Source organism: Flectobacillus major DSM 103 (assembly GCF_000427405.1).
In the GTDB taxonomy this organism is placed as follows: domain Bacteria; phylum Bacteroidota; class Bacteroidia; order Cytophagales; family Spirosomataceae; genus Flectobacillus; species Flectobacillus major.
Window position 1 is genome coordinate 655,121 of record NZ_KE386491.1, and the last position, 23,686, is coordinate 678,806.

22 protein-coding genes are annotated in these 23,686 nt (G+C 37.6%); 12 read left to right on the forward strand and 10 right to left on the reverse strand.

From position 1 onward, the window contains the following. Positions 1-144 precede the first annotated feature (144 nt). From FLEMA_RS0104550 to FLEMA_RS0104585, 7 genes are all read left to right on the forward strand, one after another. Positions 145-1,035: an NAD kinase gene (locus tag FLEMA_RS0104550; protein WP_026994438.1), complete on the forward strand. Its 891-nt coding sequence runs from the start codon at positions 145-147 to the stop codon at positions 1,033-1,035. A 98-nt stretch (positions 1,036-1,133) separates the two neighbouring features. Beyond that, the gene (locus FLEMA_RS0104555) at positions 1,134-2,183 is read left to right on the forward strand and encodes a DUF6089 family protein (protein ID WP_052353948.1); all 1,050 of its coding nucleotides are present in this window, start codon (positions 1,134-1,136) and stop codon (positions 2,181-2,183) included. A 200-nt stretch (positions 2,184-2,383) separates the two neighbouring features. Further along, positions 2,384-3,061, forward strand: a complete 678-nt coding sequence (gene porG / locus FLEMA_RS0104560) for a type IX secretion system protein PorG (RefSeq protein ID WP_026994440.1) — start codon at positions 2,384-2,386, stop codon at positions 3,059-3,061. 374 nt (positions 3,062-3,435) lie between these two features. Continuing rightward, entirely contained in the window at positions 3,436-4,182 is a 747-nt protein-coding gene (gene uppS / locus FLEMA_RS0104570; RefSeq protein WP_026994441.1) for an undecaprenyl pyrophosphate synthase, read from the forward strand. A 66-nt stretch (positions 4,183-4,248) separates the two neighbouring features. Continuing rightward, positions 4,249-6,888, forward strand: a complete 2,640-nt coding sequence (bamA, locus tag FLEMA_RS0104575) for an outer membrane protein assembly factor BamA (RefSeq protein ID WP_052353949.1) — start codon at positions 4,249-4,251, stop codon at positions 6,886-6,888. Between the two features lie 302 nt (positions 6,889-7,190). Further along, on the forward strand, positions 7,191-7,700 hold the full coding sequence (locus tag FLEMA_RS67505) for an OmpH/Skp family outer membrane protein (RefSeq protein WP_229359348.1): 510 nt from the start codon (positions 7,191-7,193) through the stop codon (positions 7,698-7,700). Positions 7,701-7,718: 18 nt separating this feature from the next. Continuing rightward, positions 7,719-8,297 carry an OmpH/Skp family outer membrane protein gene (locus tag FLEMA_RS0104585; RefSeq protein WP_044170801.1) on the forward strand — a complete coding sequence of 193 codons (579 nt, stop codon included), beginning with the start codon at positions 7,719-7,721 and terminating at the stop codon, positions 8,295-8,297. A 105-nt stretch (positions 8,298-8,402) separates the two neighbouring features. Here FLEMA_RS0104585 and FLEMA_RS0104590 read toward each other — a convergent pair whose 3' ends face one another. The 4 genes from FLEMA_RS0104590 to FLEMA_RS0104605 all read right to left on the reverse strand — a co-directional run bounded on the left by FLEMA_RS0104590 (position 8,403) and on the right by FLEMA_RS0104605 (position 11,802). Continuing rightward, entirely contained in the window at positions 8,403-8,945 is a 543-nt protein-coding gene (locus tag FLEMA_RS0104590; protein WP_159102652.1) for an SGNH/GDSL hydrolase family protein, read from the reverse strand. Between the two features lie 111 nt (positions 8,946-9,056). Next, positions 9,057-9,629: a methyltransferase family protein gene (locus FLEMA_RS0104595; RefSeq protein WP_026994445.1), complete on the reverse strand. Its 573-nt coding sequence runs from the start codon at positions 9,627-9,629 to the stop codon at positions 9,057-9,059. 19 nt (positions 9,630-9,648) lie between these two features. Beyond that, the gene (locus FLEMA_RS67510; protein WP_052353950.1) at positions 9,649-10,338 is read right to left on the reverse strand and encodes a lipoprotein signal peptidase; all 690 of its coding nucleotides are present in this window, start codon (positions 10,336-10,338) and stop codon (positions 9,649-9,651) included. A 261-nt stretch (positions 10,339-10,599) separates the two neighbouring features. After that, entirely contained in the window at positions 10,600-11,802 is a 1,203-nt protein-coding gene (locus tag FLEMA_RS0104605; RefSeq protein WP_044174320.1) for a proline dehydrogenase family protein, read from the reverse strand. 348 nt (positions 11,803-12,150) lie between these two features. On the opposite strand from FLEMA_RS0104605, the gene FLEMA_RS0104610 reads away from it, so the two are divergent. Together FLEMA_RS0104610 and FLEMA_RS0104615 are read left to right on the forward strand one after the other, a co-directional pair. Then, on the forward strand, positions 12,151-13,245 hold the full coding sequence (locus FLEMA_RS0104610; RefSeq protein ID WP_026994447.1) for a chorismate mutase: 1,095 nt from the start codon (positions 12,151-12,153) through the stop codon (positions 13,243-13,245). Positions 13,246-13,360: 115 nt separating this feature from the next. Then, entirely contained in the window at positions 13,361-14,602 is a 1,242-nt protein-coding gene (locus tag FLEMA_RS0104615; protein ID WP_026994448.1) for a hypothetical protein, read from the forward strand. 74 nt (positions 14,603-14,676) lie between these two features. On the opposite strand, the gene FLEMA_RS0104620 is transcribed toward FLEMA_RS0104615, so the two are convergent. Both FLEMA_RS0104620 and FLEMA_RS0104625 read right to left on the reverse strand, forming a co-directional pair. After that, positions 14,677-15,546, reverse strand: coding sequence for a T9SS type A sorting domain-containing protein (locus FLEMA_RS0104620; RefSeq protein ID WP_026994449.1), 870 nt, complete (start codon positions 15,544-15,546; stop codon positions 14,677-14,679). A 411-nt stretch (positions 15,547-15,957) separates the two neighbouring features. Beyond that, complete coding sequence (locus FLEMA_RS0104625; RefSeq protein WP_026994450.1) at positions 15,958-17,025, reverse strand: NADH:flavin oxidoreductase/NADH oxidase; 1,068 nt, start codon at positions 17,023-17,025, stop codon at positions 15,958-15,960. A gap of 406 nt (positions 17,026-17,431) precedes the next feature. On the opposite strand from FLEMA_RS0104625, the gene FLEMA_RS0104635 reads away from it, so the two are divergent. After that, positions 17,432-18,325 carry an OmpA family protein gene (locus FLEMA_RS0104635; RefSeq protein WP_026994451.1) on the forward strand — a complete coding sequence of 298 codons (894 nt, stop codon included), beginning with the start codon at positions 17,432-17,434 and terminating at the stop codon, positions 18,323-18,325. Positions 18,326-18,397: 72 nt separating this feature from the next. Here FLEMA_RS0104635 and FLEMA_RS0104640 read toward each other — a convergent pair whose 3' ends face one another. The 3 genes from FLEMA_RS0104640 to FLEMA_RS0104650 are packed head-to-tail and all read right to left on the reverse strand — an operon-like array spanning position 18,398 to position 21,559. Next, the gene (locus FLEMA_RS0104640; protein WP_026994452.1) at positions 18,398-19,297 is read right to left on the reverse strand and encodes an ROK family protein; all 900 of its coding nucleotides are present in this window, start codon (positions 19,295-19,297) and stop codon (positions 18,398-18,400) included. Positions 19,298-19,337: 40 nt separating this feature from the next. Beyond that, positions 19,338-20,264, reverse strand: a complete 927-nt coding sequence (rsgA, locus tag FLEMA_RS0104645; RefSeq protein ID WP_026994453.1) for a ribosome small subunit-dependent GTPase A — start codon at positions 20,262-20,264, stop codon at positions 19,338-19,340. Further along, positions 20,261-21,559: a 3-deoxy-D-manno-octulosonic acid transferase gene (locus FLEMA_RS0104650; protein ID WP_026994454.1), complete on the reverse strand. Its 1,299-nt coding sequence runs from the start codon at positions 21,557-21,559 to the stop codon at positions 20,261-20,263. The genes rsgA and FLEMA_RS0104650 overlap by 4 nt, the downstream gene beginning before the upstream one ends. 110 nt (positions 21,560-21,669) lie before the next feature. Between FLEMA_RS0104650 and ytxJ the strand changes: the two genes are divergently transcribed. Beyond that, complete coding sequence (gene ytxJ / locus FLEMA_RS0104655; RefSeq protein WP_026994455.1) at positions 21,670-22,005, forward strand: bacillithiol system redox-active protein YtxJ; 336 nt, start codon at positions 21,670-21,672, stop codon at positions 22,003-22,005. A gap of 168 nt (positions 22,006-22,173) precedes the next feature. On the opposite strand, the gene FLEMA_RS0104660 is transcribed toward ytxJ, so the two are convergent. Further along, positions 22,174-22,590, reverse strand: coding sequence for an OsmC family protein (locus tag FLEMA_RS0104660; RefSeq protein WP_026994456.1), 417 nt, complete (start codon positions 22,588-22,590; stop codon positions 22,174-22,176). A gap of 251 nt (positions 22,591-22,841) precedes the next feature. Here FLEMA_RS0104660 and FLEMA_RS0104665 point away from each other — a divergent pair, with 251 nt between their 5' ends. Next, a complete protein-coding gene (locus FLEMA_RS0104665; RefSeq protein ID WP_144080041.1) occupies positions 22,842-23,639 on the forward strand; it encodes a hypothetical protein in 798 nt (265 codons plus the stop codon). Positions 23,640-23,686: the final 47 nt, after the last annotated feature.

A 23,686-nucleotide genomic window follows, 5' to 3' on the forward strand; every position in this document is an offset into this window, starting at 1 on the left:
TTTGCCTTTTCCATTAGTTATATTTTCTTTTGTTTTAAGGTTGGACTAAAAGCGTTGTTATAAAGCGTTTTGAAAAGCCCTTTATCAAATCCTCTTGAAGTGCGATAAATACAAGTACATTTTTAATTTTAGAAAATCAGTAAAATGAAAATAGCCATTCATGGGCGAAATTTCAATGAAGCCATCCGGCCTTTCGTACAGGACATGTTCGATAGTTTGGCTATACGAGGAGCTGAATTGCAAATATCACAGTCATACCACCAATTTTTGTTAGATGCAGGTATCCGCTATACTGCCAGTTCGTTTTATTCTACGCAAAGTGATTTACAAAATGCCGACTTGGTTTTGAGTTTGGGAGGCGACGGTACACTGCTCGATGCCGTTACTTTTGTAGGAGCACGTGAAATCCCTATTTTGGGTATCAATACAGGTAGATTGGGCTTTTTGGCAACTATATCGCCCGACAAAATCCAGGAAAGCTTAGCGGAAATATTTAATAATAATTATAGTATCGACAAAAGAACCTTGGTGAGTATCGATACAACACTCAATGGCGAATCGCTCGATATATTTGATGGACTCAATTTTGGCTTAAACGAATTGGGTATCATGAAAACAGATACCTCTTCGATGATTGTTGTGAAGGCTTATCTCAATGGCGAATATTTGAATGCTTATTGGGCCGATGGCCTAATTATTGCAACAGCCACAGGGTCGACGGGCTACAACCTGAGCGTAGGAGGCCCCTTGGTAATGCCAACATCCGATATTTTTGTGATAGCCCCAATGAGTCCACACAACCTTAATGTAAGGCCATTGGTAGTCACAACTGATTCTATTCTGGAATTTGAGGTTGAAAGTAGGAGTGCCAATTACTTGGTGTCGTTGGATGCCCGCTCGAAAGTTGTAGATGGAAATGTGAAAATTAGGATGGAAAGAGGCAAGTTTAAAGCCAATTTAATTAAGCTATCCAATACCAATTTTTTGAATACCTTAAGAAGTAAATTAAATTGGGGGCTCGATATCCGAAATTAATGGAAAGACCATAACAAAACATAGGAATTAACGTTTATTAACAAATATTACTAAGAATATACTGTCAAAAAATATAGAGAAGAACTTTAGCCATACTTATGAAAAAGAAAGTTGTTTTGTTAGTTGTTATAGCTTTACTTACCTCCATTGCACAGGAAAGTTTAGGACAATTTAGTTTTTCTAACCTTTTTGGAGGAAAGAATCAAACCCGCAAACGTAAAACGTTTGAACCTTATTCATCTGTAAGTTTAGGAATTGGTACTTCAAGTTATTACGGCGAGCTTTCTCCTTATAATAGATTTATTCAGTCGACTATTAATGGTATGCGTTGGAATGCGGCCTTTAATTTCACTCGCCAGCTTTCGCCTCAGTTTGGATTAAGATTTGGCCTTACTTGGGCTAGAATTTCGGGCGATGATAATTATATGGATGGGGTGTCGGGTTATGAAGCAAATTTTATGCGAAACCTCCATTTTCGAAATGACATCAAAGAACTTTCGATCGTAGGGCAATACGATTTTGTGCCTACCCTCAAAGGTTCTCCAAGAAGAGCATCGATTGCACCCTATATTTTTGGGGGAATTGCCGTATTTGCCCACGACCCAGTGGCCAAGCCCGAAACCCCACTGTATCCAGACGAATGGGTACGTTTGCAACCATTACATACCGAAGGACAAGGTTTGCCAGGTTATACGGCTCAGCCTTATTCACTTATCAGTGTAGCTGTTCCTTTGGGTATAGGGGTTCGTTATAAATTAAATCATAATTTTGATATTGGCTTAGAACTGGGGTATCGCTTCTCATTTACCGATTACCTCGACGATGTTGGGGGCAACTATGCTGCTACAGCCGACCTTGCCGCTCAAAGCCCATTATCGGCAGCTATGGGTAACCGAACCCTCGAACGCATTGCCGCACGTACTGGAAAAGACCGTACTGCAGGTGTAATTCAATATTTAACCAATATTGGTATTTACGACCCCAACAACCCTGTTGACCCATTTACCAGTTCTTTTATAGTGCCAGGGTTTGATGGCAACGGCGATAATAAGCGTGGAAGCTCAAAATATAAAGATTCTTATATGCTAACAACCGTAAAATTGATTTACTATATTCCAGCAAAAATAAAATGTCCTCCATTGCGTTAATGGATTTAGAGTAGCAAAGCAAAAAGGCAAGAATAGTTGAGAGTTATGTTTAAAACGATTGTTTTGGCCTTATTACCAAACAGATTCTTACCTAATATGTGTAGCGAAAATCAATATAGCTAAAATATTGCCTCAATGAAGTCAGGATATTAGCCTGACTTTTTTGTTCATGCTCAATAAACTATCCACGGTGTTTTATTATGATTAAAAGTAAGAAAGTACAAATTGCTTTATGGATTTTGTTAGGTAGTATTCAATGTACTTTAGCCCAAAAAATTGAAATAGGTGGGGGGCTAGGAGCAATGAACTATAAAGGCGATATTTCGCCCGATTTACATCCTAGCTTTGCTAAGCTAGGAGGGCATATTCTATTTAGATACAACCTCAAAAACGATGTGTCTTTTAGAGCAAGTGCTTTGATTGGTTCTATTTATGGTGACGACAAAGAGGTTAGCGACCCTTTTAATCAGTTGAGAGGCAAGACTTTTCAAACCACTATCAACGAATTGAGCCTAGTAACAGAGTATAACTTTCTGAATTACAAATATAATCGTTATCATAAAGATTGGTCTCCTTATGTTTTTGGAGGAATAGGCTTTATGAAGTTTTCGCCTCGTGACAACCCCGTTTCAGACTATAAACAAAATCAAATTGTATTACCTTTTGGTGTTGGGATTAAATACAATGTAAGGGGCCCTTGGGATATAAACCTAGAGTTTGGGACTCGAAAAACTTTTACGGATTACCTCGATAATCTAGGAGGCGACGATCCAGATCTTCCTAAAAATCTTCAAAATGACTATTCAAAAAATGACATGTATTATTATACAAGTATTTCGATAACATATAAGTTTATTAAAATATACTGTCCAAAATAATACTTGATATAGGAATTGTTACAGCGATTCCTATATCAAGACTATTGCTGTACAACCGCCAACAATCTTTAGATTTTCTTAACTAAATTAAAAGCTACTCATTGCCAATTCATTTCAAATAAGAGTCCTATTCGAGGGCTCACTTCCATAGTATTCTCTAATAAGGCATACTGCTATTTTGAATAGGGTACATAATTCGCTAAATTTGCAATATTGTTAGGAAATAAGCCATTTTTGATGATTTTTGATTCGCTTTTTCTGATTTTGTCAGAAGATTTGTATCAAGGTCTGGTTCAAAAAACTTGTATCAAAAGCAGAAATGTCGCCTAAAAAGCCAGAAAGCATCATTCAGTTTGTTAAAAAGTGTTAAATCAGTGAAAGAACAATTAGACCGAAACAATCTACCAAAACACATAGCCGTTATCATGGACGGAAACGGACGTTGGGCCAAGCAAAAAGGCTTTACGGATAGAATTTTTGGCCATCGTAATGCACTCAAAGCAGTTAAGGAGGTAATTGAGGGTAGTGGCGAAATAGGAGTGCAATATTTGACACTTTATGCTTTTTCAACCGAAAATTGGAACAGACCTAAAGCTGAAGTAGATGCTTTGATGATGCTTTTGGTAAAAACCATCAAAGATGAGTTGCCTACTATGCACAAAAACAATGTAAGGCTCGACACTATTGGCGATATTCATAATTTGCCCGAATATTCTCAAAAAGAATTATTATCGGCTATTGATGATACCAAAAATAACACAGGCTTAACGGTGATTTTGGCATTAAGTTATAGCGGCAAATGGGATATTGTGAATGCTACCAAAAAAATAGCTGAACAAGTAAAAGCTGGAACATTGGCTATCGAAGATATCAACGAAAGCCTTTTTGAAATATCACTAGACACTAAGGGTATTCCTAATCCAGATTTGATGATTAGAACAGGAGGCGACCACCGTATCAGTAATTTTATGTTGTGGCAATTGGCTTATGCCGAATTATATATCTTTGAAAATCTCTTCTGGCCAGACTTCCGCCGTGAACATCTGTTTGAAGCCATCAAAGATTATCAGGTTCGTGAAAGAAGATTTGGCAGAACCTCTGAACAAGTAAAAATGATGTAGTATATAAATATTGTTTGTAAAAGTGCCACAGAATAGTTAGCGGCGGATAGACAAACTATCCCTAAAATGACTAACATAAACTATAAAATGAAGAAATATACCTTTCTATTTTGCTTATCCATTCTCTCGTTTTTATCACAGGCTCAGTTGAGGTTTGGGGGCTTAGGTCGAACCCAAGCTGCGGCATCAACGCCCGAGTTGAATTATGCAACTCCTCAAGAGTATGAAATTGCAGAAATTACAGTGTCTGGTTCAAAATTCTATGATGGCAATTCAATGATAACTTTATCTGGATTGCGTGTAGGCGACAAAATCAAAGTCCCAGGCGACGCTATTTCATCTGCTATCAAAAAATTGATGGACCAAGGTATCTTAGAAGAAGTCGAAGTGTCGGCAACTAAGATGGAAGGCGACAAGATTTGGCTTAATATTAGTTTGAAAGAACGCCCTCGCTTATTTAAGCTCGAATATAGCGGTATTCGTAAAGGCGAGCAAGAAACGCTTTCCGATAAAATCAAAACCTATAAAGGCAAGATTATTACGGCTACCGTAAAAAAGAATATTGAGCTAGCTATTAAAAAGCATTATCAAGAAAAAGGCTTTTTGAACGTTGGTATCAAAATAGCAGAACGTACCGACTCTACTCGTGGTAACAATGCCACAATGAAGGTATTTATCAAAAAAGGCGATAAAGTAAAAATCTCTAAGATTGTTTTTGGTGGTGTTTCTGAAATGAAATTGAGTACGCTTCGTCGCAAATTGAAAGGTACAAAGGAGAAAAAATTCTGGAGAATTTTTACACCATCTAAATATGTACCAAAGAAGTTTGAAGAAGATAAAGCTAAATTACTAGAATATTATAACAAAAAAGGATACCGTGATGCCCAGATTTTGTCTGATTCCGTTATCAAGGATGGCGAAAGTATGGTGAAAATTATCTTCAAAATAGAAGAAGGTAAACAGTATCACTACCGCAATATTTACTGGGAAGGTAACTATATCTATTCAGATTCGGTGCTTACCGAGTTGTTAGGTGTCAAAAAAGGAGATATCTATAATACAGAAGACCTCGAAAAACGCCTGAACGGTAAACCTCAAGAAGACGTTAGTTCGGCTTATATGGACAATGGATATTTGTTTTACCAATGCGAGCCAGTTGAAACTGCCGTAGTTGGCGATTCAATCGATATCACCTTCCGTATTACAGAAGGTAAGCAGGCGACAATCAACAAGGTAATTGTAAATGGTAATACCAAAACCTCTGACCACGTAGTAATGCGTGAGATTAGAACATTGCCAGGACAAAAATTTAGTAAATCGGCTATTATTCGTACCGTTCGTGAATTATCGACTATTGGGTACTTTAACCCCGAAAAAATTACGCCAAACCCTATTCCGAAGGCCGATGGTACTGTAGATATTGAATACAACGTAGAAGAAAAACCTTCAGACCAAATTGAATTATCTGGTGGTTGGGGTGGTTATATTGGTTTTGTAGGTACATTGGGGGTAACCTTTAACAACTTCTCGGCCAAAAATATTGGAAATCTTTCATCATGGAAACCTCTTCCTTCTGGAGATGGCCAAAAACTATCGGTAAGATTCCAAGCCAATGGTGTTGCTTATCAAAACTATTCGTTATCATTTACCGAGCCTTGGCTTGGTGGTAAAAAACCTAACTCATTCTCTGTAACATTGAGTCGTAATATTTCGTACCCATACAAAATTCAGCAATACAACTATTTGTCAAATCCTTATGGTAGTTCGGCGTATGGCTACGGCTACGGCTACGGCTACGGTTATGGTTTAGGAACAACAACCTCAAATCTTACAACGGCCCAGCAAGATAGTGCCACTAATGCTCAGAACAACGCTCACTTTAATAGTACTTCGTTGTCATTTAGCTTAGGAAAACGCTTGAAATGGCCAGATGATTATTTCTCATTGAGCAACTCATTGTCATTCTCATTGATTGATATTGCAGGTTTAGGACAAAGCTATTATGGTTACCCTCCAGGCAAATCGGTATCTATTGCTTTTGTAACCAACTTGTCAAGAAATAGTATCGACAACCCAACATTCCCTCGTTATGGGTCTAGTTTCTCATTAACGGCATCATTGACACCACCATATTCATTACTCGGTGGCAAAATAGACGGCGGTTTGATTGAGTATCATAAGTGGATGTTTGATGCAAGCTGGTTTACAGCTATCACCAGCAAATTGGTATTCCACATGCGTACTCACATGGGTTTCTTGGGTAGTTATAATCCAAACAAGCCTATTTCAGTATTTGAGCGTTTTGATGTTGGGGGGTCGGGCATGGTTACGGGTTATACCATTGCTAGCCGCGATATTATCGGTTTGCGTGGTTATAAAGACCGTGTGTTAGGTTCGCAAGGTACAGTACCTAATGGTGGAGTTGCCTACAACAAGTTTGTAATGGAGTTGCGTTACCCTGTTTCGCTCAACCCATCTGCAACAATTTTCTTGTTGACATTTGCCGAAGGCGGAAACAACTTTGCTAACTACCAAGAATATAACCCATTCAAATTATACAAATCGGCAGGTTTTGGTGCTAGAATCTTTATGCCAGCCTTTGGTATGATTGGTATCGACTATGGTTGGGCATTTGACAAAATCAATGGCCAGACAGATTTCGGTCGTCAAGCATTTACCTTCTCGATTGGCCAGCAGATTCGATAAAAACTACTAGAGTAAAGGGTAATAAAAATTGGATAATAGGCTATATTAGACGTTTTTATTACCCTTTATTTTGATATTTGTTCAATAACTTTGTTAAGCATTTGTTAATCTATCAGATTTGAGATTGCACGATTCAATAATGTAGAAAAAACATCGTTATAAATACAATATCTATAAACTAAATAACCCCTATCACCGTGAATAAGCAGATTTTTTTACTAATTTTGGTATTCGTTACTTCATCTTTGGGTATATACGGACAAAAATTTGGTTATATTGATTCTGAATATATTACCTCTAAAATGCCAGAATATCAAAAAGCCCAAGAGGATATAGAGAAATTAACAACCAAGTGGGTGAAAGAAATTTCTGATAAAAATAATGAAGTAACTAAGTTGGAAAAAGCTTTTCGTGCCGAAGAAGTTTTGTTGACCGAAGAAATGAAACAACAACGCTTGAAGGCTATTGCAGATAAGGAAAAAGAAGCACGTGAATTACAAAATAAAGTTTTTGGTATAAATGGTGAGCTTTTTAAAAAGAAACAAGATATAATGCGTCCTATCTTGGATGAAGTGGCTAAAGCAATTGAAAAAATAGCTCGTCAGAAAAGACTCGACTTTATATTTGATAAATCCTCGGATGGTTTAGCCATGCTTTATACAAATCCTACACATGATTATACAGATTATATTATGGAAGAGCTGGGTATTTCGGTGGAGCAATTGAAAGAGAAAGAAAAAGAAGAACAAAATGCTAGTAAGGACGACACCAATAATCCTGCTAAAACCAAATCAAACAAAAAGAATAATTAACAAATCCAAATGACTAAAATGAAACACAAATTTTTGATTGCCTTGTTTGCTATTGTTGCATTGGCAACGTCTAACGTAAATGCTCAACAAAAAATCGGTTATATTAGCTTAGACTATATCTTGAACCAATTGCCTGAAGCAAAACAAGTTGAAACTGAATTGAAAACTACTCAAACTCAATACGAAAACTTGTTGCAAGGTAAAGTAAAAGATTTCCAAACTAAATTGGCTGATTACGAGAAAAACTTATCTGGTATGGCTGATGTGATCAGAACTGATAAGGAAAAAGAATTACAAAACTTGCAAGCTCAAATCGAAGAGTTCCGTCAAAGTTCAGCTACTTCTTTGCAGAAAAAACAAGCTCAATTGTTACAACCTTTGTTGAAGAAAATTGAAGACAATATGCACGCTGTAGCAAAAGAAAATGCTTATGCTTTTGTTTTCAATTACGATGCAGGACAGGGTACAACGCCTATCGTATTGCATGCTCCAGACGATGCTAACATTTCTGATTTAGTATTGAAGAAAATGGGTGTTACGCCTAAGCCAGTAACTGCAGCTCCTGCTCCAGCTCCTGCAACGGCTCCAAAAAAATAATTACCGTAAAACATCTCCCCAAAGCCCCTCGAAGTCATTTCAAGGGGCTTTGGCATGTATAAGTATTTTTTGTACAAAATTATGAGGCTATTTTTTTCAATACTCTTACTTATCTAGGGTTTTTATTTTTTCCTGCAAAAGCTTTGTCCACACAGTATAAGCCGATGCTTTGAGATGAACCCCATCGGTAGAATAATCTTTGGGTAATAGCATATTATCTTTGAGGGCCTCATTGATAGGACAGTATGCAAAATTGTATTGATGTACTAGCTGCTCAAGTTGCCTATTCAGCAATTCTATATCCTTGTTTAGCTGTTTGTCGAAAGTGGTAAAAATACATGAGTTCAGAATAATGGTTACACCATGCTGTTGAGCACTCTGTAGTATTACCTCGTAGTTTTGAACAATTCGGTGTACAGGAACGCCAGAAAACAAATCATTGATACCTCCATTCAAAACACATATTTGCGTTTGCGGAGGCCATCCTCCACGCTCTATATTCCACCTGATTTGCTGTGTAATAGCTCCACCAAAAGCATGATTGCTAATATCTGTTCGGCCAAGCCATATAGCCCAGTTTTCTTGAGCAAGTAACGAGTCGCCCAAAAACAATATTTTGCTAGCATGATTAGGCCAGAGTTTTTCCATGATTTTATCGCAATACTTCATTCCAATAAATATAGCTCCTACAAGCAATATGCCGTTGAGTACTAAAGAAACAAGAAGCATTTTTGACCTATTCATAAGTTAAGTGTTACCCTAAAGTTTTGGAATTAACATAGGCACTTCCTTTTGGTATTTTCGATAAGCAGCCCCGTATTCTTCTACCAACTTTTTTTCTTCAAAATAAACTCCTATACGAACATATAACGTAATCGCAAGTACCATCACAAGGTTGCTTATAGTACCTTGTACGCCAAAACAACCCCAAACAACCACTAATATACCTAAATAAATAGGGTGACGAACAACAGCCATAAGGCCATCGGTTTGGAGTGACGTACTGGTGGTAGGTTCAAGTCCTAAAAACTGTTTGGTATTATATTGTCTGATAGCTACTACTACCAAATAAATACCAGAACCTATCATTAACCCACCCAGAATATAGTTTATCGAACTAGGGGGTAAGACAAACTCGGAAGGTGTGGTAATCTGGATATACAGAATAGGAATAAGAAGAATGGTGGCCAGAATATTATAAAGAAGCCTATAAGAACCGAAAAATCTTCCTAAACTAGCTTTAAGAAGATTTTTAGCTGCATTAGAAGCCAGAACACTATGGATAAGCCCATAACTAAGCCAAGATAAGCCAATGATGATTTCTGATTGCATAAGTATCGCTTTCAAGCTATTATTGGTTCGTTTCGATTGTATCTATTTTGTCTTCGTTGGTAGTATCTATATCAGATACTTGAGGAGTATTGTTGGTATCTGTAGGTGCTGTGACAGGAGTATCCAATGTAGCAAAAAATGTATTTTGCCAAACTAAAATAGCTACAACACCACAAAAAATAGAAGCATCGGCAAAATTGAAAATGGGAGTAGAATACCAACTGCCACCCCAAATAGGAACCCATTCAGGAATCCAACCTTGATAAGGGTCGAAAAAGAACATATCAATTACTTGGCCATGAAACCAAGGTGTTGGCGAATTTAGAGGAGCATTGTTTAAGAAAACACCATAAAAAGTACTGTCGATAACATTACCGATAGCACCCCCCAAAATAGCGGCGATACTCCAAAGTAAGCCCTCATGAGCCTTTTTACTAGCTAGTTTGGTCAAGTAATAGCCAATGCCAAACATGGCAAATATTCTGAATAAACTCAGTACAATTTTACCGTATCCTTTCGGAATAAAATCGAGTGTAATACCAAATGCCATGCCTCTATTAAGTACATAGTGTAGCTTGAACCACTCGCCCAACAACGGCACCTCATTGCCTTCATACTTCATGAAATAGTGTACAGCCAACTTGATTATCTGGTCGATTACGATGAGTAATAAGGTTAACCCGAAATATTTGTAAGGAGAACGAAACATTTTGTATTTAAAATTTTTGACAAAAAACAACCTCAATCATAAATGAGAAGCTTTTTTGTTTTGGATAAAACGGATAGTAAACTTTTTCTGAAACCTACTTTACTTTGGTTATAAAGACATCATTTCGCTTATCAATGATAACGCCATAATATCAATAGAATCACAAAGGTACAAAATAAAAACGCCACGTTGACAAAACTCATCAGTGGCGTTTCAAATATTTTAGATGATTAGTGTATAAATTTTGTCATCTATCTATGATTATTTTGCTCGTTTTCTTCTTACCATTTCACGTTTAATGAGCGTAAACTCACGACTTGCCTGACCTGCAACCGAAGTGTTTTCGGCAGCACGGCGGAACAAATATGGCATTACAGCTTCAACAGGGCCATACGGAACATACTTGGCTACATTATAGCCAGCATTGGCCAAATTGTAAGAAATGTTGTCGGACATACCCAATAACTGAGCAAAATAGAAATGCTTATCGGTAGGAGAGATTTCGTATTGTTGCATCAAATCTGCGAGATACTTGCAGCTGTACTCGTTGTGTGTACCAACACAAATCGAAATAGCTTGTCGGTTGGCAACTGCAAATTCAAGAGCTAAGTTAAAATCTCTATCTGTATTTTGCTTGTTTTCGTGTACAGGTTCACAATAATTACCTTCATGGGCTCTTTGGCGTTCTTTTTCCATGTAGGCACCACGAACCAATTTTACCCCAAGCAAATACCCCTTTTCCTGAGCCTCTTGAGTAGCCTCTTTCAGGTTGTCGAACATATCTTTTCGGTACATCTGAAAAGTATTGTAAACGATACAATCATCATGGTTAAACTTATCCATCATGTCGTAGGTGAGTGCATCAATAGTATCCTGAATCCAAGACTCCTCGGCATCTACAAAGATTCTAACTTTTAAAGAAGCTGCCAATTGGCATAATTCATACATTCTTTGGTGAACACGTTCAAAAGCCAAAGATTCATCTTGAGTAAGTGGGAGTTCACTTTGTACTTTTTCCAGTAAATCGGCACTTCCAATACCTGTTACTTTGAATACAGCAAATGGAATCGCCGTATTGTTGTGTGCTTTTTCTATGGTTTTGGCAATTTCCTCTCTAGTTTTATCAAAACTACTTTCATTGTCTTCACCCTCCACGGAATAGTCCAAAATTGTGCCTATATGGGCTTTGTCCAAATTTTCTATGGCTTTATTGCATTCAAGCAATGTTTCACCTCCACAAAACTGTTCGAATACCGTAGATTTTATCAGCTTTTTAATAGGAAAATGAAGAAAAATGAAGAGTTTGATAAAAAAAGTTCCTAACTTTACAAGCCAATTCTGATTCATGCTTGCGAAGATTAAATACATCTTCCTTAATTGTAAGTTAGACTTGTTGGAAAATGCGATAGAAGTGTCCTCAAATGTTATTTTATTGGCCTTCATAATCGGTTGTGTGATTGGCATTTTAGTCATGTTCAAAGACGAAAAATCGACTAATAAAGTGAATTGTGGTAGTTATTTTTCAATAACCAACCTGTTCTCTGAAAAAATAGCTAAAGGCTATTATTGATGTGTTAAATGTTTTGAAATTATTTAAAACGTGCAAATATAGTATATTAGAATAATACAAAAATACATTTGGGGTAGGATTTTTTTTTATTTGTACTTTTTGCCTCCAAAACTGAAAATAAAGTAATAAAATTAAAATTTATTTATCAAGTTTTGAGTTGAAAAATTACACCTAAACATATTACCCCTTTGATAGTTAAGGATTTTAATAAATTTTTTTACTTGAATTAATACTGTTTGCCAATGAACGCAAATTTAGACGTAGTGCCGATGCAGGAATGGATTAATACTGACGGCAAGCCCTTAATTATTGCAGGTCCTTGTTCTGCTGAAACTGAAGAACAAGTGCTTGAAACCGCTAACCGAATCAAAGCTGAAGGTTTTGCACACATCATGCGTGCAGGTGTTTGGAAGCCTCGTACTCGTCCGGGTAGTTTTGAAGGTATGGGTGAAGCTGCTTTGCCATGGCTTGTTGAGGCTAAAAAGCAAACAGGTTTGCCTTTGGCCGTTGAGGTAGCTACTCCAGAACATATCGAGTTATCTTTAAAATATGGTGTTGATGTATTGTGGATTGGTGCAAGAACAACTGTAAACCCTTTCAATGTACAAGAAATTGCCGATGCTTTGAAAGGTGTTGACGTTCCTGTATTGGTGAAAAATCCCGTTAACCCAGATTTAGCCCTTTGGGTAGGTGCTTTTGAACGCTTGCAAGGTGCTGGTATCAAAAAATTAGGTGCTATTCACCGTGGTTTCTCAAATGCTCAAGAAACTAAATACCGCAACTCGCCAATGTGGCAGATTGCCGTAGAAATGAAACGTTTGTTCCCTCAATTACCAATGATTGGTGACCCGTCGCACATGGCTGGTAAACGCTCGTTGTTGATGGAGCTTTCTCAACGTATCCTCGACCTAAATTACGATGGTATGATTATTGAAACGCACCGCGACCCAGATAAAGCTTGGTCTGATGCTTCTCAACAATTAACACCTGAGGCTTTGGGCGAAATGTTGCGTGAACTAGAAGTTCGTAAAGCTAATTATGGCGTTGAATTTGCTGATGAGTTGACGGCTCTACGTGCTAAAATCGACAATATCGACCGTGAATTGATGGAGGTTTTGGCGGCTCGTATGGCAGTTGTTGAAAAACTAGGCGAATACAAACGTGATAACAATGTAGCTGTATTGCAACTTGACCGTTGGAAACAATTACACGCTGACCGTGCTAAACAAGCTTCTGGCCTAGGTTTATATGCCGAATTCGTAGAAGAATTGTTCAAGCTTGTTCACTTGGAATCTATCAGAAAACAAACTGAAGTAATGAACTCTTCATTGGCTTAGTTTCAACTGATTGTATGAAATATACAAGGCGATTGTCTGAAAAGGCAATCGCCTTATTTTTTGTTGAATATAGCTGAAATTTCTTGTAACTTGTTGGACATAAATAACGGCAAGTATGAACAAATTGATATTAGCTTTTGTATTACTGTGTTTTGCCTTAACAAGTAGCTTGGGGCAAACCAAGGATGATTCTAATGGTGTATTTTGGAAGCCTGTTGTAGAAATGGATAATAAGTTATATCCGTCGTATGTTTGGGCCAATTCTACTCGTAATTATTTGAAGGATACAAATACTCCCATTGACAAAAAAACATATTTTGGCGATAGCGAAGGTCAGTTTGGTATTGATATCACTTATTTACGTTTAGGTCCTGCCAATGTAAAAGTTGTGATAGAGTGCCCTCAAATCATGGAAACAAGTTCGTACTCGGTTCATCTCAATGGCAAAAGTTCACAATATGAGATTTTTCCTGAAATAGCCTACCGCTGGGATGTCCTCTCCAATGTTACTCAGCCTTTCCCTGTCAATGTAAGTTTTTCGGTGTATGTCAATGATGTATTGAAGGCTAAAGAAATACGGGTAGTTACCGTAAGAAGTATCAATGATTGTCCGTTTGCGTTTGTTCATCGTACAGGTGTGGTGCATGATATGAACTTTATGTATGCGGCATATATCAACGAGAACCATCCTGTTATTACCAATGAGCTATTGCCAGAGCTTATGCGAACCAAAATTGTCAATAGTATTACGGGCTATCAAACCAATAATGCCAAAGACGTAATAAAGCAGTTGTTTGGGGTATGGCATATTTTACGTCAACGTGGTGTAAAGTACAGTAGTTTAACTTCTTCAAACAATGCTCCTACGAAATTTCCACTCACATTACATCAGTTTGTTCGTATGCCTTCCGAGGCTTTGCGTACCCAACAAGCCAATTGTGTTGATGGCACAGTACTATTTGCCTCTATTTTGTACAGAATGAGTATCCACCCGTTGATTGTAACCACGCCAAGTCACTGTTGGTTAGGGTTTTATACATCTAGCAACCACCAGTCTATGATGTTTTTGGAAACTACTATGATGGGTAGTAATTATGCCCCAGAACAGCTTGAAGCTGTCAAGCAATTGGATATCTATGATGCCTATTTAGACCAAGCTTTTGGCGACTCTTACCGTACCTTTTTAATGGCCATTCAAGTAGGTTTTCAAAATTATAGTAAGGATAAAGATAAGTTTTTGACGAATCTAAAAGACACACTTTTTCCTGAAAATATGCCAATTGACAAACTACAGTATCAGATATTTGAAGTAGAAAAATACCGTCAAGAAGGCCTATTACCCATCAAATCGTATTAGGCAAAACTTATTAGCTCACCATTCCTTAAAGTGCTAACAACTATCCCGTGGCTGTGACCATTCGTAATTTAGAACTAATGATATACTACTAATTTTTTAGTAATAGTATCGCCATTTTCCTGATTGAGTTTTACAAAATACAGACCAGCATTGAGTTCTTGTACCGAGATAGTTATTTCGTCGGTCTGACTAACGGTTTGACTCAAATGCACAGAACCATCTAAGCCAATAACAGACAAACCAGTGATGTTGGTATCGGTAAAATTATCTTTTTTAATTTTTACGGTTACATTCGTACTACTCGGATTGGGGTAAAGCTCTATGCTTATTAAGTCTTGAAATAGGTTATTGCTGACCGCAGATTGAGTAATTGAGATATTTTCTAATTGTAACGATGCTCCAAAGGTAGAGGCTACTAATCGGGCGGTAACGGCATTTTTGGGAGCTTTTATAGCTGAAAAGCTATGAGCTTGAAGTGTTGAAGACGGTGTTATAGGAGTGATTTTTTTGGTAAGTAATTGTCCTGAATTATCATAAAATTCATATCCTACAGCGGCTTCATTAGAAGTAGATTGAGCCTGTAAGTTAATGTGGTATATTTGTCCAGCTTCAATTTTTATATCTTGCCATACATGATAATAATTCTGGAAACCATTAGGATTCAGCGATATAGTATTGCTATTGCCAGTTACCAATGCTTTTAAAGATTTCATAGGAGAGCATTTCCATGATGCCAATGATATAAGGTTGTCGAGATGCTGGCTCGATACCTTTTGTGAGAATAATACAATTCCACAAAATAATATAAGCAAGAAAAGCTGTTTTGGTACGATTTTTGAACATGTTTCTAGTGAAAAATCATTCAAAAACTCGGCTTTAGGCAAAAACACAAATATGCCCAAAGTACAGCTTTGAGGAACAAAGCGAACGGCTACGTTTTTCATAAGTTAGGAGCAAAGTTTGATAATCAAAATAGCAATCCGTTTTTGTGTTCCCTTCAAAGCACACAAAAACACTGAGCATATACTACAGGAATAGAATTGTGCAGAATTCAACCAGTAACAAATGCTCAAAAAGGTAATTTTGTAGCCAATAAAAAGAGTGGATGCTCAATGTGCAGATTGAACCTCAACCCTTTTTATTGGCTTTTTACTTGTTTTTTTTGTAAATAAAAAAGGAGACTTCTACGTTTATGTTGCAGATAAAAATAGTGGTTTCACCTAGTCATTACAGATAAGCTCAGAATAATATATTTTCGTGCAGAAAAATATACGTCTGATATTTAAACAAAGATAAAAAATAGCATAAGTAATTCAAATATTCTTCATTATTTCTCCCAATAAAAAATAAGCTGATTAGTATTTAGGTTTAGCTCTTTGGTATTGTATGGGCCAATTAATGTTTTCTTGTAATTGTTGTGCCGCTTGAAGTGGAAAATAAGGGTTGCGCAATAACTCACGTGCCATAAAGATAAGGTCGGCTTGTTGGTTGCTGAGTATTGCTTCGGCTTGTTGTGCTGTGGTAATCATACCTACTGCTCCCGTTAGCAAATTTGTATGTTTTTTGATGGCTTCTGCAAAAGGAACTTGGTAGTTAGGCCCTACTGAAATAGCCGTTGCTGGTGCCAATCCACCCGAAGAACAATCTACCAAATCGACGTTTTCGAGTGCTAATAACTGTGCCAGTTGTACTGAATCTTCAAGTTTCCAGCCATTTTCTAACCAATCACTAGCAGAAATTCTGACAAAAAGAGGGTAGTTGATAGGCATATTTTTTCGGACTTCTCGTAATACTCTAATCAATAATCGTACTCTGTTGTCAAAGCTACCGCCATATTCATCGGTTCGCTGATTAACAATAGGTGACAAAAAGCCGTTAAGCAAATAACCATGTGCGGCATGAACTTCGATAATTTGAAAGCCTGCTTCGATAGCCCTGCGGGTGGTGTTGCCAAAATCAATAATAATTTGCTCAATGTCGTCGAGGCTTGCTTGTTGAGCCGACACACCAGTATCTAGTAGATACGGACTTGCTGCAATGGGTAGCCAGCCACCTTGTTGTGTGGCCAGGTGTTTGCCTCCGTTCCAAGGCTCGGCAGAACCAGCTTTGTGTCCAGCATGAGCTAGCTGAATAGCAGGTATAGCTCCTCGTTGAGCGATAAAATCGGTAATACGTTGAAGAGGAGCTATCTGAGCGTCGTGCCAAAGCCCCAAGTCGCTTGGGGTGATTCGCCCCTCGGGTGTAACTGCAACCGCTTCGGTAAAAACGATCCCTGCTCCGCCTACGGCTCGGGTAGCTAAGTGGCTAAAGTGCCAATCATTGGCGAGGCCATTGATGGCCGAGTACTGACACATAGGAGATACAACAATCCTATTTTTAGTAGTTATGTCTCTTATTTGAAGAGGAGAAAATAAATGTGACATGGTAGTTGATGAGGGTTTTGTAGTATTTCAAAGAATAACGGGAGGCTTTCAAGAAAAGTTTAAACTCCAAAAATTTAGGATAAGGATAAAATTTTGAAAAATCAATAATCAACATTCTAATACTATTTTAAGGATTTTTATAACAATACAACTGAATTGTATAACGTTCTAAAAAAAAGAAAAAATATGTGATTCTATTTACTTGTAAACCAATAATTTAGCAAAAGTTTTGTGTATTGCTTTAGCATAAAAGAAGAAAAATTAAAGAGTTTTCACGAATTTTGTCTTTCAAATAAAAACACAATAAAATCAGGGTAAACATGGTTAGAATCTAAAAAAAGGTTTTGTAAATTTATCCGACCTTAATAAAAGCATTGCTTTTGTACATTTAACATCAATTTTTATTATGAAAAAGTTAGTTTTATTTATCGCGTTACTACCCTTAGTATCGTCTTGTGTAAGCAAGAAAAAATTTGCTGAAGCTCAGGCTAAAATTGTTGACCTCGAAAAGAGCAGAGACGAAGCTCTTGCAAAATTGAGATCAGACGTAGCTGACTGTGAAAAAAGATTTGCTGACTTACGTGCCGATTTACAAAATAAAGATGGCGAGTTGTCTTTGAAATCTAAGCAATTAAAAGACTTGCAAGACCAAGTAGATTACTTGAAAAGAACAAACACTAACTTGTTAGACCGTTTGTCTGACTTATCGGTAGTAAGTAAGTCTGGTGCTGAGAGTATCAAGAAATCATTGGAGGCTTTGAACGACCAAAGCAAATATATCCAAAACTTGAACTCGTCTATCCAACGCAAAGACTCTATCAACTTGGCTTTAGTAATGAGCTTGAAGCGTTCATTGGCTGACGTTAACGATGATGATGTAACTGTAGAAGTGAAAAAAGGTGTAGTTTACATCTCTATCTCGGACAAAATGTTGTTCCGTTCTGGTTCATCTGATATCAACGCAAAAGCTGAAGCTGTGTTAGAGAAAGTAGCTAAAGTGGTAAATGACCACAAAGAGCTAGATATCTTAGTAGAAGGTCATACTGACAGTGTACCTATCGCTACTGATTGTGTGAAAGATAACTGGGATTTGAGTGCTAAGCGTGCAACTTCTGTAGTTCGTTTGCTTCAAACTAAATTCAGTGTAGCTCCTGAGCGTATGACTGCTGGTGGTCGTTCTGAGTTTTCTCCTAAAGAATCAAACGACAACGCTGCTGGTCGCAAGTTGAACCGTAGAACTGAAATCATCGTAACTCCTAAATTGGATCAATTCTTCCAATTGCTTACAAATGGCAAATAATTAGGTTTGACGAATATAAAAAAAGCGTTTAGGATGTCCTAAACGCTTTTTTTGTGCTTTTACAAGCTTTGATTATAACAAAGCTGCACCAAATACGCCTGCACTATCGCCCAATACTGGTTTTACGATAGGAGTAGTGATTTTTTTGTCGTTAAAAATATATTTCTTAATTCTTTCGTAGCCTTCTGTATAAAGCAAATCAATATTGCCAACGCCGCCGCCAATAACAATAAGGTTGGGGTCGATAACATTGGTAAGCGTGGAGATGGCTCGGCCGTAATATTCTAAAAGACGTTCGATAGTAGCGGTAGCCAACTCATCGATACCAGCCAAATGGCGGTCGAGTATCTCTTTTAGTTTTAAGGTATTGCCCGAATGTTCAGCATAATATTTTTCGAGGGCTGGCCCAGCAATAACTTTTTCTACACATCCGGCCTTGCCACAGTAGCAAGGTTCACCATTTTCTTCAAGGATATTATGCCCCCATTCACCACCAATACCGTGTTGTCCACCAATTACTTTACCATGAACTACTAGGCCACCGCCAACACCAGTGCCCATAATTACCCCAAATACGACTTCGGCATCAGGGTAGTGTTTGCCAGCTCCCATCAATGCCTCAGCAAGGGCAAAGCAGTTGGCATCGTTGGCCAGTTTTACAGGAACTTGCAAAATAGCTTCCAAATCTTGGTGCATTGGTTTTCCATTCATACAAACTGTATTACAGTTTTTCATGGTTTGGGTAGCTGGGTCAAGGACTCCCGGGGTTGCAAATCCAAGTTTGGTAGGTTGTTCGCCAAGCTCTTCACTTACTATGTCAACTAATTTTTTGATTTGTGATAAAATGTGTTCGTAGCCTTTATCTGCTTCGGTAGGGAGTCTTCTGCGTGTAATTACGGCCAAATGGTTGTTGCTATCGAGCACTGCACATTCGATTTTGGTTCCTCCCAAATCAATACCCCAAAGTTTCATTCGTTATATTTTGTTTAGTTGTAATCTTAATTATATGGTATTATCTTCTATTGTCGTCGTTGTCCATCATACTCAAATAGCTCATATAGCGAGTTTCGGCAATAGTACCTTCTGCTACGGCTTCTAGCACGGCACATTTGGGTTCGTTGAGATGTTTACAATTATGGAATTTGCATTGGCCTAACAATGCTCGCATTTCGGGGAAAAAATGGGATAATTCTTCTTTCTCAATATCAATCAATCCTAATTCTTTGATACCTGGAGTATCTATAATGAATGAATTCTCTGCAATTTCAAACATAGTTGCAAATGTAGTGGTATGCACGCCTTTGTTGGCAAAATTAGATATTTCCGAAGTGCGGAGGTCTAGGCTTGGAGCAATTTTGTTGACCAACGAAGATTTTCCAACGCCCGAATGCCCCGAAATCAAAGAGATTTTGTCTGTTAATAAGTCTTTGAATGCACCAATACCAATATTATCAACGACCGACGTAAAAATACAAGGATAGCCTATTGATTCATACAAAGCTGCCAAGTCGGCTAGTTGGTCTTTTTCATCTTCCGAAAGCAAATCTATTTTATTAAAAACAATGGTAGTGGGTATTCTGAACGACTCGGCACTTACCAAAAAACGGTCGATAAATCCAAGTGATGTTCTTGGATAATTGAGGGTTACGATAATAACGGCTTGGTCAAGATTAGCAGCCAGAATATGCCCTTGTGCTGTTTTATGGACAGATTTTCGGATAATATAGTTTTCACGTTGTTCTATTTCATAAATAATACCGGTGTTTTCAACGGTATCTTCTATATCAAACTTTACACGGTCGCCTACAGCCAAAGGATTGGATGTTTGTAAGCCCTTTATCTTAAATTTCCCTTTTAATCGGCATTGCCAAACGTGCTTATTTTCTGCCAAAACCTCATACCAAGAGCCTGTTGAACGAATGATTAAACCTTTATTCATAATGATTGGGGTGATTGAGTAGGCGGGTTGATACCCAATGTTTTTATGTAGTTGATGACTTGCTGTGTACTTCCTAAATTTTGCTCTACAAATGCGATAATTCTTTTTGATTTATCTTCTCTGAGCTTGTCTTGCTGGAATAGTGGCATAAAATACTTCTCAAAATCATTTGTGTTGTCGATGGCCATTGCTCCTTCAATGGCTATCAAATCAAGAGCTTCTTGAAATTTGGTATAAACCTTATTTCCAAAGAAAATAGGTAGCCCAAAAGTAGCTGCTTCGAGGGTATTATGCAGTCCTTTGCCATACGCTCCACCAATCCATGCAAATTCGGCGTATTGGTACAAGGATGACAACATTCCGATATTATCAATAATCAAGACCTGAGCTTGGCTAGGGTCTTTGCCATTGAGTGCCTCAGAGTACAGCACACTCGAATGCTGTAATTGTTGTTGCCATTTGGCAATTTCATCTCGATGTATTTCGTGTGGGGCAATAATAACCTTTAGGTCATGCCCAAAGCGATTGATAAATGGATACAATACCGTAAAGTCTTGATGCCAGCACGAGCCTATAATTAGGATTTTTTGTCCTGCTTTAAATTTTTCGGCTATCGGAATATCTTTTTTAGCATCTGCAATTTGCTTTACTCTATCAAAACGGGTATCGCCTCCTATACTAATTTGTGTAACTCCAATGCTTCTTAATAACGATTCTGAAAGGGTATTTTGAACAAAGATATGACTAAAAAAATGTAAAATATCACGATTGAACTGACCATAACTTTTGAAGAAAATCTGATTTGGACGAAATATAGCCGAGAAAGATACCGCCGGAATGCCCTTTTGGTGTAAGGTATGCAAATAATTATACCAAAATTCGTATTTGACAAAAAAGGCTATTTTGGGGTTTACCAATTGTACAAATCTATTTGCATTAGCAGGGGTGTCGGACGGTAAGTAAAAAATAAAATCAGCTTCTGCATAATTTTTACGCACTTCGTATCCTGAAGGAGAAAAGAAGGTAAGGAAAATCTTGAAGTTGGGATATTCTTTTTTGAAAGCCTCAATAACAGGGCGACCTTGTTCAAATTCGCCCAAACTGGCACAGTGAAACCACGCCACAGCAAGTGGTGTTGGCTGCTCGGATTGTGCTTTGTGAAGTGCCGATTCTATATGCTCAAAGATATTCTGGCGGCCGTCTATCCAGTTTTTTGCCTTCTTATTAAAGGGGCTTACCAAGCCAATTACCCATTGATACAAGTAAATAGAAAGGTTATATAATACTTTTGCCAAGTGTTTAATGGAATTGTACGTTTAATTTTGAATCAAATTTAGCAGGATTTCGTTTCTGAATAAAGCAAACTTGCATACAATCATCATAAACATTAGCATAAAGTAAAGAAATGAACTGGAATCAATTGACAGACCAAGCCCAATTAACAGAAATCAGAGAAGAATCGTATAACCAACCCGTATTAATATTTAAGCATAGTACTCGTTGTTCTATTTCATCGACAGCGTTGAATCGATTAGAGAGAAATTGGAAGCAAGAAGAGGTAGGAAGTTTGAAACCTTATTATTTGGATTTGATAGCCAATAGACCTATTTCAAACGAGGTTGCGGAAAAGTTTGGTGTCGAACATCAATCTCCTCAAATATTAGTGATTCAAAATGGCGATTGCGTATATTCGGCTACACATTTTGAAATCAGCTTTGCCGATATTGCTGCTTCAGTATAATATAGTAGGCACAAAGTGTTGAGTTGTTGGCAAATATTAACCTAACAACTCAACACTTTGTGCCTTTGGGTTATATTATAAATGACCCCAAGCGATGTTATAATCAGATTGCTACTTTCGAGTACCCCGTAAGTGTAAATATTACTTACTAATCAGTAGCTTCATGGGCTATGATAGCCACTCAATACTTACTACTTGTTCTACATCAGGGTGCAAGCTAAGTGCCACTGGGCAGGTATGAGCAGTTCGGTCTAATTTCTGAATTTGTTCAGGACTCAAAACAACATTAGCTTTCATTTTTAGGAATATTTCCAAACGAGCTACACGACGAGGAGGCGTTGAACTCATAATTTTGGTTACTTCTACTTCCGACCCCGCCAACTCGATACCATCTCGTTGTGCTACAATAGCCATAGTTGTAAGCATACAAGTACCTGTAGCAGTAGCCAACAAATCGGTAGGAGAGAAGGCTTCTCCTTTTCCCATGTTGTCGGTTGGGGCATCCGTAATTAATTGGTTTCCAGACTGCAAGTGTGTTGATTCTGTGCGAAGGTCACCTAAGTAGGTTGTTTTTACTGTTGGCATTTTACGATTTTTAGGTTTAATGATAGTAGTATAAAATTGTTTTTAGCGAAAATAATACAGGAATAAAAATAATTTTCTACTTAATTCGTATTGCTATTAGGTTTAGCTATTTCTCATGACAAAAGCCTGATTTATTATTCAGAGAATAACATAAACCCTCTATGTCGAAATAAATCCTTTTTCTAAAAGCTATTTAAAATTACGGAAATCATTTTGGATTCCGTATTTTTATGAAAAATTGTAGGTCTATCGTGAAAAAAAATACTCAACTACTCGCATTTTTATTACTCGCTTTGTTGTCGACATTTTCGGGTACAGCACAGCGTAAAAACACTCCTGCCAAATCTTCTTCATCGACAGCTTCTAACAAAGTAAAGTCTGAGATAGACGAAGAAAACTATAACTCTGTATTTTCATTTGGTGTTACCACCAATACCAATTCTGGCTTGTTGGGAGGTATTATGCTTCGCAAAGAAATATTAATAGACAATAATGCTGCTAGAAGACAGTTTCATTATTTTAATTTAGAAGTAGTGAATGTTGATAGTTACCGTGAAAGCACCTTGCACGCAGGCGGGAATGGCTCGGGGTATGCCTATGGCAAAAAGAACTACTTATTTGCTATGCGTCCTCAGTACGGTCGCGAAATCAACCTTTTTCGTAAATCCTCTGACGGTGGTATCAATGTAAATGGTATTGTAGCGGCAGGGCCAACGCTAGGTTTTTTGAAGCCTTATTATGTAGATGTATACTATGGAAGAGGGGTTTTGCTAAGCGAAGCCTACGACCCCGACAAGCATACTATCAATAATATTGCTGGGAGTGGAGGTTTTTTTAAGGGTTTTGGTAATTTACAGTTTACCCCAGGAATCAATATCAAGGCGGGCTTAAACTTTGAGCTAGATGCTTTCCGTCAAAGTAATATTAGCTTGGAAGTAGGCTTCTTAGCCGATATTTATAGCAAGAAAGTCGAAATAATGGCTCTTTCTGAAAATCGTAGCGTATTTACTTCTGGATATTTGACTATTTTCTTCGGAGGGAAAAAGTAAGTTCGTATTTTTGCACATTGTTGAATCAAAAATAGGGTATTGTGTGT